Genomic DNA, 11,832 nt, shown 5'->3' with positions numbered 1-11,832 from the left:
GATTATTTATCCTTCTTACACATTGGGAAGCCAAGCGCTTCACGTGACGCGTAGTACGCCTCAGCAACTGATTTAGTCAGGTTGCGGATACGAAGGATGTAACGTTGACGCTCTGTTACAGAGATAGCTTTGCGCGCATCAAGGATGTTGAATGCGTGACCTGCTTTTAGAATGCGCTCGTAAGCTGGAAGCGGCAGTGGCTTCTCAAGCTCAAGTAGCTCTTTACACTCTTTCTCGCACTGGTCGAAGAAAGTGAATAGGAAATCTACGTCTGCGTGCTCGAAGTTGTACGTTGATTGCTCAACTTCGTTTTGGTGGAAGATGTCACCGTAAGTCACGTTAGAACCGTCTGGTGCTACGTTCCATACTAGGTCGTAAACAGAATCTACTTCCTGGATGTACATTGCTAGACGCTCGATACCGTAAGTGATCTCGCCAGTTACTGGCTTACACTCAAGGCCGCCAACCTGTTGGAAGTAAGTAAACTGAGTTACTTCCATGCCGTTTAGCCATACTTCCCAACCAAGGCCCCATGCGCCTAGTGTTGGGTTTTCCCAGTTATCTTCAACGAAGCGAATGTCGTGAACAAGTGGGTCAACACCAAGAACCTCTAGGGAGCCTAGGTACAACTCTTGGATATTGTCTGGCGATGGTTTTAGCGCTACTTGGAATTGGTAGTAGTGCTGCAGACGGTTAGGGTTTTCACCGTAACGGCCATCGGTCGGACGACGAGAAGGTTGAACGTAAGCTGTAGACATTGGCTCTGGGCCAAGTGCTCGTAGACATGTCATTGGGTGAGAGGTGCCTGCACCTACTTCCATATCTAGAGGTTGAACAATGGTACAACCGTTTTGAGCCCAGTAATCCTGCAGCGCGAGGATCATTCCCTGGAAGGTTTTGATATCGTATTTTTGCATAGTCAGGTTCGCGCGATTCTTTTAAATGAATGAGAAAAATAACCTCTGAGTATACCGAGATATTCGTAAAGCGAGTAGGGGTAATCTTGTTTAATTAGTGGTCTAAAATGTCGTTTAGTGGATTTTTTTGCCTTTAATGTTTGTTTTTCGGCACAAGTGGATATTTTGATAAGTTTGACACTTGTGTTTGAAAGCGTGGGTGATTAAAATCTCGCGGTCTTTGGGGAGTAGCTTACTTATTCATATCCTATTGAATGAGTTCGTTCGTCAACATAATTGATGCAAAATCATCATGGCGTTCGAGGCAACCACCACCTTGGTGGCGCTTAGCAAGACCTTAGACAAGCATCGTGAACCGGGATGGGGCGCGAGGTTTGTCTTTGGTTAAATATAATAATCTCCATCCCAAATGAGCATGTCGTGAGCGTTTTAGCAATTTCAATTACAACTGTCGCCTTAGCCGAGATCGGTGATAAGACCCAGTTGCTGTCCCTTTTATTAGCCAGTCGATATCGAAAACCGATACCTATCATTGCGGCTATCTTCTTTGCCACCATTGCCAATCATGCCCTTGCTGCATGGCTCGGGGTTGTGGTCGCCGACTATCTTTCACCTGAAGTATTAAAGTGGGTGCTGGTGGTCAGTTTCATCGCGATGGCGGGTTGGATTCTGATTCCGGATAAGTTGGATGACGATGAGCAGATCTCGAATCGAGGCCCGTTTGTCGCCAGTTTCATCGCCTTCTTCATTGCTGAGATCGGTGATAAAACCCAGATTGCGACCTCTATTCTAGGGGCTCAATATTCTGATGCATTAACCTGGGTGATTCTGGGTACTACGATCGGTATGTTGCTGGCGAATGTGCCTGTGGTGATCATCGGTAAACTGTCTGCGGATAAGATGCCTCTTGATCTGATTCGTAAGATCACAGCCTTGTTATTCGTGGGTTTAGCTATCGCTGCGGCTTTCTATTAACAGGTGGTATTGAGTCTTATTATACTCAATCAGTAGAGTAATGTGTTGTAGGTCATACTCTTACAGTATTGTGGGGCTTATCGAGCGAATGGACATATAACTGTCATACTTGTCATGATATTTTAATCTTGTGAGTTAAGAACACGAGGGCATGATTATGTTGACGCGTTATATGGGTATTACTCCACAAAGCCAAAGTTATCTTTTTACCTTTGGTCTTGCACTTACACTATTAGGCATGGTGTTGACGGACATGTGGCTGCCAATGGTCGCGGGTGCCATCATCATGACTGCGCTTGCAGTAGAAGCTTGGATTCGGGTCGCGCATATTATTCCGATGCGCAAAGATATCCGAGAAATTCAGCATCAGCTCGAGCATCTGCAAAACAAGTCTAGAAGCGAATAAACAAAAAGCCGCTCGTACTCTGAGTTCTGTCTAAGAACATAAGGTACGAGCGGCTTTTTTGATACTTGATAGTCGGTGGGGCGTTACGCCTCCAATCCTTTTCTGATCAAATACTGGTAAGGCAACGTTTCTGTCGCTTGGCCTACCAACTGGTGATCCATGAATCGACAAAAGCTCGGAATATCTCGAGTTGTCGAAGGATCGTCAGCTTTTACCAGTAACACATCGCCATCCTGCATGTTTCTAATTGTCTTCCTGACCATCATTACTGGTTCCGGGCAACGCAGGCCTTCAGCTTCTAAAGTATGGGTTGCCAGTTCAGGTTTGAATGTCATGGTTTGTATCTCTATATCTATCTAACGAGTGAATAATACGTCTGCAGAAAAAATATGCAATAAGTGCTTGGCAAACAGAATCATTTCCTATAACTTAGTTAACAAGTTGATAACAACTTGAAGCAAAGGCAACTAGCTAAGGAGTGGCGATGTTGACAGGATTAGATAGATTAACAATTTATTCGGTTCTCTGTTTTATTTCTTTTTGTGCGTTAGTACTACGCTCATCGACAGAGACCTCACTGATGCCTATTTTTGGCATAGTAGCAACGATCATTGGTATTTGGGTAGAGATGCGCCGTTGGCAAGGCATAGCCGAAGAGCAAGAGCACTAACCCGAATACAGCAAGCGAATTCCGATACGACAACATTCCGACACTATCCCCAAATTTTCTTGGGCTTCCCCGCGTAATTGCGGGATTTTTTTTATCTAAAGCATGCTATAAACAACTTAGTGACTAATGGCAATCGTATACAGCTAGGTAAGTGGCGTGGAATTAGAAGACATCTATCGTAGAGACCTTAATTTATTGGTCGCTTTAAAGGTATTGATTGAAGAGGGCAGCGTAAGCCAGGCCGCGCTTCGTCTTAGCTTAAGCCAATCCGCAACCAGTCGAGTATTAGGGCGTTTAAGAGAATTACTAAACGATCCGTTGTTTACACGTCAAGGTCAGCACCTTATTCCTACCAAGAAAGCACTCGAGATCAGTCAGCGTATTGATCAGCCTTTGGAGTCTTTTCGCCAATTGCTGAGTCCGAGTGACTTTGACCCTTACTATTGCAGCGAACGTTTTCTGATCGCTACCACCGATTATGCGATGCAAACCATCTTGCCTTATGCGTTGCCTAAGATTTATGAACAAGCACCCAATATCTCTTTGGAGTTTGCTCCGTTGCAGCATGAGCACTTGTTTAAGCAACTCAGTACCGAACGTGTTGATATGGCGATCTGTCGTCCGAGTGGCAGCATTGCACCACTTCATCAAGAAGTCTTGGGGCCGGTTGGTGTGTCGTGTCTGTTATCTAAAAACCACCCGTTGGCGGATCAACCTTTAAGCCTTGAAGACTATGTTTCACTCCCGCATGCGATGATTGCGATCAGTGATGGTGTTAAGGCTTTATTAGACAACGCGTTAGCCAATCAACAGCCTCGCAAAATGGTGTTGCGTGCTTATCACCTTGAAGCCGCATTGGCGATTGTCGATAGAATGCCGTTGGTGATTACTGTACCTGCTGATTTGGCTTATTTGGTCGCTGAGCGTTATGACTTAGTCGTCAAGCCATTACCATTTGAATTTATGCCGTTTGATTACTCACTGATCTGGCACTCGCGATGTGATTCTTCTGCTTCACAACAGTGGTTAAGAAGAGTGGTAAAAGAAGAGTGTGGTGAGTTGATTCAAAAACGGATTGCGGATGTCGGTTTGGGTTAACTAGGAGTGAGCCTGGGTTCACTGACCCGAATGACAAAAACGCAAAAGGGCTGATAAAAATCAGCCCTTTGTTGTTTTGGGTTATCCAAGCCTAAAGCTGTTGCTTAAGGTTTGATAACTTTATGTTTGAGAATCTATAGTTTAATGACTACGCGACCTGTGATTTGACCGTTAGTGATGTCTTCTGCTGCTTGAATTGCACCGTCTAAAGACACTTCTTTGGTTGCTTGAGCGTAGAAAGATTCTGGTAGTAGCTCCGCCAGTTGTTCCCACGCTTTAATACGTTTTTCACGAGGGCACATTACAGAATCAACACCTTGTAGGCGAACGTTACGCAGAATGAATGGCATTACCGTAGTTGGTAAGTCAAAACCACCTGCTAGACCACACATAGCAACTGCACCATTGTAATCAATTTGCGCCAATACTTTAGCAAGCACTTTGCTGCCTACCGTATCGATAGCGCCAGCCCAAAGTTGTTTCTCTAGTGGCTTAGCTGGTTCTTCTAGTTCAGCACGTTCTACAATGCGTGTCGCGCCTAGTGATTTAAGTAGTTCACCGTTTACAGAAGCACGGCCAGTCACTGCTGCCACTTTGTAGCCCAGTTGGTTTAGTAGAGTGATAGATACGCTACCTACGCCGCCACTTGCACCTGTTACTAGGATTTCACCGTCTTCTGGCTTGATGCCTGCATCTACGATAGCTTGCACACAAAGCATTGCTGTGAAGCCTGCTGTACCGATCGCCATGACTTTCTTAGCGTCTAGACCTGCTGGCATTGGCACTAACCAATCACCGTTTAGGCTCGCTTTTTCAGCCATGCCGCCCCAGTGACCTTCACCAACACCCCAACCCGTTAGAACAACTTCATCGCCTGCTTTGTAGCGTGGGTCATCAGATTGTGAAACCACACCTGAAAGGTCGATACCAGGAACCATAGGGAAGTTACGAACAATGCGCCCTTTACCTGTAATCGCCAAACCATCTTTGTAGTTCAAAGAAGAGTAGCTAACATCAATCTTCACGTTACCTTCTGGTAATTGAGACTCTTCAATTTGAGAAACTGACGCGATAGTTTTTTTGTCTTCTTGGTTTAGTACAAGTGCTTTAAACATGATCTGCTCCGTGGAGGAATATTAGGAAACTGAAGTAACTTTAGTTGAATCATCCGAGAAAAAATAATGAAACATCAACATTGAATATATGCGTTTTGTGCATAGATATCAGGGTTGGTTTTTTCTCTCGTTGAGTCCGCTGAACGCAATCGATGCATTGTTGGATGCCAAGTAATAAAAAGTGCAGCTATATAAATATAGCTGCACAAAATATTACCCTTCAAGTATTACAGTCAGTAAACGCTATGGGCGTTCAAATACCGTTGCAATACCTTGGCCTAAACCAATACACATAGTCGCCAAGCCGTATTTCACGTCTTGTGCTTCCATCAGGTTAATTAGGGTCGTCGAGATACGAGAACCAGAACAGCCTAGTGGGTGACCAAGAGCAATCGCACCGCCGTTAAGGTTAACTTTCTCGTCAACCACATCCAGTAGACCTAAGTCTTTAGCACAAGGTAGAGATTGAGCAGCAAACGCTTCGTTTAGCTCAATCACACCCATGTCTTCAATGGTTAGGCCTGCACGTTTAAGTGCTTTTTGGGTTGCTGGTACTGGGCCGTAACCCATGATTGAAGGATCGCAGCCAGCGATAGCCATAGACTTCACGCGAGCACGAATCTTAAGGCCAAGTGCGTTAGCTTTCTCTTCGCTCATGATAAGCATTGCAGAAGCACCATCAGACAGAGCTGATGAAGTACCTGCTGTTACCGTGCCGTTTGCTGGGTCAAACACCGGTCGAAGCTGAGATAAGCCTTCAACTGTTGTCTCTGGGCGAATGACTTCGTCGTAATCCAAAGTGAACAGAGAGCCATCTGCAGCGTGAGCTTCGGTTGGTAGGATTTCATTTTTGAAACGACCTTCAACCGTTGCTGCTTGAGCTCTAGCATGTGAGCGTGCTGCGAATGCATCTTGGTCTTCACGGCTAATACCGTGCATCTTACCTAGCATCTCAGCGGTTAGGCCCATCATGCCAGCCGCTTTTGCTACATGTTTTGACATGCCAGGGTGAAAATCAACACCATGGTTCATTGGTACGTGGCCCATGTGTTCCACACCACCGATCAGACAGATTTCAGCATCGCCAACCATGATAGAGCGGGTTGCATCATGCAGAGCTTGCATAGATGAACCACATAAACGGTTGACTGTTACCGCACCAATCTCAATCGGTAGACCAGCAAGCAAGGCAGCGTTACGTGCAACGTTAAAGCCTTGCTCTAGTGTTTGTTGTACACAACCCCAGTAAATGTCTTCAATCTCGACAGGGTTCACTTCTGGGTTGCGCTCTAAAATGCCTTTCATCAAATGTGCCGACAGATCTTCAGCACGAGTGTGACGGAAAGCTCCACCTTTGGAACGTCCCATTGGGGTGCGAAGGCAATCAACAACAACTACATTTTTCATTTTGCTATTCCTTTTCCAAATGTGGGTTACAGAGAACTGGCTTGTTGGCTGTCGTAAAAGCTTTCGCCCTTCGCTGCCATATCAAGCAATAGTTGAGGAACTTGGTACATTGCACCTAAGTCTTGGTAGCCTTTCGCCATTTCAACGAAGTTACCAATACCCACACTGTCTAAGTAGCGGAATACGCCGCCTCTAAATGGAGGGAAGCCTAAACCGTAAACCAGTGCCATATCCGCTTCTTGCGGTGTCGCGATAATGCCTTCTTCTAGACAAAGTACCACTTCGTTGATCATTGGAATCATCACACGCTGGATAATGGTTTGGTCATCAAAATCTTGTGGCTGTTGGCATACGTCAGCCAATATAGGAAGAATGTCTTCAGAGAAGGTCTTCTTAGGACGACCGCGTTTGTCTACGCTGTATGTGTAGAAACCGCTGCCGTTCTTCTGGCCGTATTTTTCAGCGACATAAAGCGCGTCGATCGCATCACGACCTTCTTTGCCCATACGCTCTGGGAAACCTTGCGCCATTACGGCTTGTGCGTGGTGTGCTGTATCTAGGCCCACAACGTCTAGCAAGTATGCTGGGCCCATTGGCCAACCGAATTTACGTTCCATCACTTTATCGATCTTGGTGAAGTCAGCGCCGTCACGTAGCAACATGCTGAAGCCGCCAAAGTAAGGGAAAAGTACACGGTTAACGAAGAAGCCTGGGCAGTCGTTAACAACGATAGGGGATTTGCCCATCTTCGCTGCGTAAGCGACTACGCGATTAATTGTTTCTTCTGAAGTATGCTCGCCACGGATGATCTCAACCAAAGGCATGCGGTGTACTGGGTTAAAGAAGTGCATGCCACAGAAGTTTTCTGGGCGTTTTAGAGATTTCGCTAACAGGTTGATTGGAATCGTTGAGGTGTTTGATGTAAGAACTGTATCTTCACCCACGAGACCTTCAACTTCACTCAGCACTGCTGCTTTTACTTTAGGGTTTTCTACAACGGCTTCCACAATCACATCAGATTGTTCAACACCTGCATAATGCAGACTTGGAGTAATAGAAGACAGAATGCCTGCCATCTTGAATCCATCTAGGCGCCCGCGCGATAAGCGTTTATTCAACAGCTTAGAAGCTTCGTTCATACCAAGACCAAGAGACGCCTGTGCGATGTCTTTCATCATCACTGGCACGCCCTTCAATGCTGACTGGTAAGCAATACCGCCGCCCATGATGCCAGCACCAAGTACTGCAGCACGTTCAGTCGCTTTATTTGCAGATTTACCAGCCTGTTTTGCTAAGCCTTTGATGTATTGGTCATTTAAGAACAGGCCAACCAGAGCTTTCGCTTCTTCAGATTTTGCTAGCTTAACGAAGTGTTTACGTTCGATGTCGAGTGCTGCATCGCGATCGCTGCGTGCTGCTTCTTCAATCGCAATCACAGAAGTAATCGGAGCTGGGTAGTGAGGCCCTGCTTTTTGAGCCACTAAGCCTTTAGCCATAGTAAAGCTCATCATCGCTTCGAGTTTGCTTAGTGAAAGCGCTGATGTTTTTTGTTTACGGCGTAATTGCCAGTCTAATTTTTCATTAGCAGCCAGAGAAACGGTGTTGATTGCCGACTCTAGTAACTGGTCGGTTTCAACAATCGCATCTAACAAGCCAACTTTAAGCGCTTCATCTGCACGGCATGCTTTGCCTTGCGTGATAATTTCCATTGCGCTGTCAGCACCGATAACACGAGGTAGGCGCACACAACCACCAAAACCAGGCATGATGCCAAGTTTGGTTTCAGGTAGGCCTATGCTGGTGGTCTTGTCACCGATACGGAAATCGGTAGCTAAGACACATTCACAACCGCCGCCAAGGGCATGGCCACGCATCATTGAAAGAGTTGGGACAGGGAGGTCTTCGAGCTTGCTGAAGATTGAATTAGCGAATCTTAACCATTCATCAAGTTCTGCTTCTGGCTTAGCAAATAGGCCAAGAAATTCAGTGATGTCTGCGCCTACAATGAACGCGTCTTTGTTTGAAGTTAAGATTAAACCACGTAATCCTGCGTGAGCATTAAGAGCATCTAACGCTTTGTCTAGTGATTCTAAAGTAGCAAGGTCGAGTTTGTTTACAGAGGCTGGTGCACAGAAGCTTAATTCCGCAATACCATCTTGTAATTCCTTTACCTGTAGGGTGTTAGCTTGGTAAATCATTGTCTATCTCCATGACATACAATCCACGATTGTTTGAGAGAATCTTGTTATCTTTCTATTATTGTAGAGTACCTGGTAAGACCAGTTATGTTAGTCTGTACCTCTGCTTGATTAATTTCAATACATTTTTTAAACAATTGTTTAACATTGTGCGATAGCACAGATCCTCTAACCGTTATTATTCACGCGTGATACACTTCGTCGCTCTTATTAACTAAGTTAACGATATGAATGAACAGCCTTATTTAATACCTTCTGCGTCGGCTCTGTTTGAAGAAGAGATAAAAAAGAGCGTCTTTATTACGCATCTTGCTCATACTCCAAGTGTAGAAGCTGCAAAACAGTTCGTAGAACAGGTGAAAAAAGAGCATTCTTCAGCACGACATAACTGTTGGGGTTTTGTTGCTGGTCGACCTGAAGACTCAATGCTTTGGGGCTTTAGTGACGATGGTGAACCCTCAGGTACAGCGGGTAAGCCTATCTTGGCGCAACTGTCTGGTTCTGGTGTTGGCGAGTTAACGGCTGTAGTCACTCGTTATTCTGGCGGAATCAAGCTTGGTACAGGTGGTTTGGTTAAGGCTTATGGTGGTGGCGTACAACAAGCTCTCAAGCTGCTTCAAACTATCGAGAAAAAAATAACCACAAAATTACGGCTAGAGTTAGACTATGGCTTTGTGCCGATCGCACAATCCATCATGGCTCAGCATCAGGCTGTTGAGGTCCAAGCGGATTATGGTGTTCAAGTTGAGCTTATTATTGAAATAGAGCTCCTTCAGGTAGATTCGTTTACCCAAACCATGATCAATAAAAGCGGTGCTAAGGCACTGGTAACGAAAGTTAAAGACAACTAGGAAGTGTGAAGCATTTCGCTTCGTTCAATAGCTCATGCAATTTCGCTCAATTATTCGAATCGTCGGATTATTATTAGCACTTTTTAGTGTATCAATGCTTGCTCCTGCGCTCGTCGCACTGATCTATCGAGATGGTGCGGGTGTGCCATTTGTGACGACCTTCTTCGTTCTCTTATTCTGTGGAGCAACTTGCTGGTTTCCAAACCGACGCTATAAGCATGAATTGAAAGCTCGTGATGGCTTTTTGATTGTTGTTCTGTTTTGGACGGTAATCGGTAGTGCGGGTGCGCTGCCGTTTTTGATCGCCGATAACCCCAATGTGTCGGTCACCGATGCTTTCTTCGAATCCTTTTCGGCATTAACAACTACCGGCGCGACCGTAATTGTCGGCCTCGATGATCTGCCTAAGGCGATTCTATTTTACCGTCAATTCCTACAATGGTTTGGTGGCATGGGTATCATCGTATTGGCGGTAGCCATCCTCCCTGTTCTGGGTATCGGTGGTATGCAGCTATATCGTGCTGAAATCCCGGGTCCAGTAAAAGATAGCAAGATGACTCCGCGTATTGCTGAAACGGCAAAAGCGCTTTGGTACATATATCTGAGCCTAACGATTGCTTGTGCAGTAGCGTTTTGGCTTGCTGGGATGAGCTTCTTTGATGCCATCAGTCATAGCTTCTCTACTATTGCGATTGGTGGCTTCTCGACTCACGATGCGAGCATGGGGTATTTCAATAGCCCTGCGATCAACATGATTACAGTCGTGTTCCTTCTTATATCAGCATGTAACTATTCGCTTCACTTTGCTGCATTTGCTTCTGGTGGTGTGCATCCTAAGTATTATTGGAAAGATCCTGAATTCCGCGCCTTTATCTTTATTCAGGCGGTCTTGTTCTTGGTTTGTTTCTTATTACTGCTTAATCACCACTCTTATGACTCGTATTACGATGCCTTTGATCAAGCCTTGTTCCAAACAGTATCTATATCTACGACAGCAGGCTTCACCACCACCGGCTTCTCCGAGTGGCCATTGTTCTTACCTGTTCTGCTTCTGTTCTCTTCTTTTATAGGGGGCTGTGCAGGTTCAACGGGCGGTGGTATGAAAGTGATTCGAATCTTATTGCTTACTCTGCAAGGTGCTCGTGAAATGAAGCGTCTTGTTCACCCGCGTGCTGTCTATACCATCAAGGTTGGCGGTTCTGCACTGCCACAACGTGTCGTGGATGCGGTTTGGGGCTTCTTCTCTGCATATGCCTTGGTTTTTGTGGTTTGTATGTTGGCTCTTATTGCAACCGGTATGGATGAGCTGAGTGCTTTCTCTGCCGTAGCGGCAACATTGAATAACCTTGGCCCAGGCTTAGGTGAAGTGGCAATGCACTTCGGCGATGTGAATGACAAGGCTAAGTGGGTGTTGATCGTATCTATGCTGTTTGGTCGTTTAGAGATATTCACCTTATTAATTTTATTGACCCCTACGTTTTGGCGTAGCTAAGGACAACATTGTGGCAAAAGCTCTATTTTTGTATTCAAGCCGTGAAGGGCAGACCAAGAAAATCTTGAACTATATAAAAGAAGAAATGAATGAGTTCGAATGTGAGCTTCAAGATCTGCACACTGTTACTAGTGTCGACTTTGCTCAATACGACAGAGTCTTGATTGGCGCATCTATTCGTTATGGCCACCTTAATAAGAAGCTATATCAGTTCATTGATGCCAACCTTGCTCAGTTGCAATCAAATAAGGTCGCTTTCTTCTGCGTTAACTTAACAGCTCGTAAAGAAGACCAAGGTAAAGATACTCCTGAAGGTAGCGCTTATATTAAGAAGTTTCTTCTTAAGTCCCCATGGCAACCTACTTTGATCGGTGTATTCGCGGGGGCTCTCTATTACCCTCGTTATAACTGGTTCGATAAAACCATGATTCGCTTCATTATGAATATGACAGGTGGAGAAACGGATACAACCAAGGAAGTTGAGTACACAAACTGGGAAAAAGTCTCTTTATTCTCTAAAAAACTACAAGAGATGTAAGAGAAAAGCCTACTTTTGAGGCGTTTTGAGTTCTTTTTAATCGAACGAATAAAAAAACGAGAAAAACTTCAAAAAGGGCTTGCCAGTGTGATCGAAATCTCTATAATGCCACCTCGCTGACACGGGATGGCTCCGTAAGAAACCAAAATGAATCAGCAGGTCAAA

Annotated in this window: 12 protein-coding genes and 1 riboswitch; of the genes, 7 read left to right on the top strand and 5 right to left on the bottom strand. The window is 45.2% G+C overall.

Annotation, left to right across the window (positions count from 1 at the left end):
• Positions 1-2: 2 nt before the first annotated feature.
• Complete coding sequence (glyQ, locus tag MSG35_RS22720; RefSeq protein WP_017632669.1) at positions 3-917, bottom strand: glycine--tRNA ligase subunit alpha; 915 nt, start codon at positions 915-917, stop codon at positions 3-5.
• Positions 918-1,127: 210 nt separating this feature from the next.
• Positions 1,128-1,303: riboswitch (yybP-ykoY riboswitch) on the top strand.
• A gap of 34 nt (positions 1,304-1,337) precedes the next feature.
• Between glyQ and MSG35_RS22715 the strand changes: the two genes are divergently transcribed.
• Positions 1,338-1,892: a TMEM165/GDT1 family protein gene (locus tag MSG35_RS22715; protein WP_017055491.1), complete on the top strand. Its 555-nt coding sequence runs from the start codon at positions 1,338-1,340 to the stop codon at positions 1,890-1,892.
• A gap of 151 nt (positions 1,893-2,043) precedes the next feature.
• Positions 2,044-2,298 carry a hypothetical protein gene (locus MSG35_RS22710; RefSeq protein WP_017058818.1) on the top strand — a complete coding sequence of 85 codons (255 nt, stop codon included), beginning with the start codon at positions 2,044-2,046 and terminating at the stop codon, positions 2,296-2,298.
• An 83-nt stretch (positions 2,299-2,381) separates the two neighbouring features.
• On the opposite strand, the gene tusA is transcribed toward MSG35_RS22710, so the two are convergent.
• Positions 2,382-2,633 (bottom strand): sulfurtransferase TusA, encoded by a 252-nt coding sequence (tusA, locus tag MSG35_RS22705; protein ID WP_004736675.1) that lies wholly within the window; start codon positions 2,631-2,633, stop codon positions 2,382-2,384.
• Between the two features lie 149 nt (positions 2,634-2,782).
• Between tusA and MSG35_RS22700 the strand changes: the two genes are divergently transcribed.
• Entirely contained in the window at positions 2,783-2,968 is a 186-nt protein-coding gene (locus MSG35_RS22700; protein WP_004736674.1) for a hypothetical protein, read from the top strand.
• Positions 2,969-3,124: 156 nt separating this feature from the next.
• Positions 3,125-4,066: a LysR family transcriptional regulator gene (locus tag MSG35_RS22695; protein ID WP_248385040.1), complete on the top strand. Its 942-nt coding sequence runs from the start codon at positions 3,125-3,127 to the stop codon at positions 4,064-4,066.
• Positions 4,067-4,200: 134 nt separating this feature from the next.
• On the opposite strand, the gene MSG35_RS22690 is transcribed toward MSG35_RS22695, so the two are convergent.
• The 3 genes from MSG35_RS22690 to fadB all read right to left on the bottom strand — a co-directional run bounded on the left by MSG35_RS22690 (position 4,201) and on the right by fadB (position 8,786).
• Positions 4,201-5,181, bottom strand: coding sequence for an MDR family oxidoreductase (locus MSG35_RS22690; RefSeq protein WP_019825590.1), 981 nt, complete (start codon positions 5,179-5,181; stop codon positions 4,201-4,203).
• 243 nt (positions 5,182-5,424) lie between these two features.
• Positions 5,425-6,588 (bottom strand): acetyl-CoA C-acyltransferase FadA, encoded by a 1,164-nt coding sequence (fadA, locus tag MSG35_RS22685; protein WP_017058821.1) that lies wholly within the window; start codon positions 6,586-6,588, stop codon positions 5,425-5,427.
• A 26-nt stretch (positions 6,589-6,614) separates the two neighbouring features.
• Entirely contained in the window at positions 6,615-8,786 is a 2,172-nt protein-coding gene (gene fadB / locus MSG35_RS22680) for a fatty acid oxidation complex subunit alpha FadB (RefSeq protein WP_248385039.1), read from the bottom strand.
• 227 nt (positions 8,787-9,013) lie between these two features.
• On the opposite strand from fadB, the gene MSG35_RS22675 reads away from it, so the two are divergent.
• Genes MSG35_RS22675 through hemG form a run of 3 tightly spaced genes read left to right on the top strand, consistent with a single transcriptional unit; the run spans position 9,014 to position 11,667 of the window.
• Positions 9,014-9,637 (top strand): YigZ family protein, encoded by a 624-nt coding sequence (locus MSG35_RS22675; RefSeq protein ID WP_017058823.1) that lies wholly within the window; start codon positions 9,014-9,016, stop codon positions 9,635-9,637.
• A 34-nt stretch (positions 9,638-9,671) separates the two neighbouring features.
• Positions 9,672-11,129, top strand: a complete 1,458-nt coding sequence (locus MSG35_RS22670; protein ID WP_017077285.1) for a TrkH family potassium uptake protein — start codon at positions 9,672-9,674, stop codon at positions 11,127-11,129.
• 10 nt (positions 11,130-11,139) lie between these two features.
• Positions 11,140-11,667, top strand: coding sequence for a menaquinone-dependent protoporphyrinogen IX dehydrogenase (gene hemG, locus MSG35_RS22665; protein ID WP_050622176.1), 528 nt, complete (start codon positions 11,140-11,142; stop codon positions 11,665-11,667).
• Positions 11,668-11,832: the final 165 nt, after the last annotated feature.

Source organism: Vibrio sp. 1CM23M (assembly GCF_023161755.1).
Lineage (GTDB): Bacteria > Pseudomonadota > Gammaproteobacteria > Enterobacterales > Vibrionaceae > Vibrio > Vibrio coralliirubri.
Note: the sequence above shows the minus strand (reverse complement) of the source record. Positions and strands in the feature narration are given on the sequence as shown.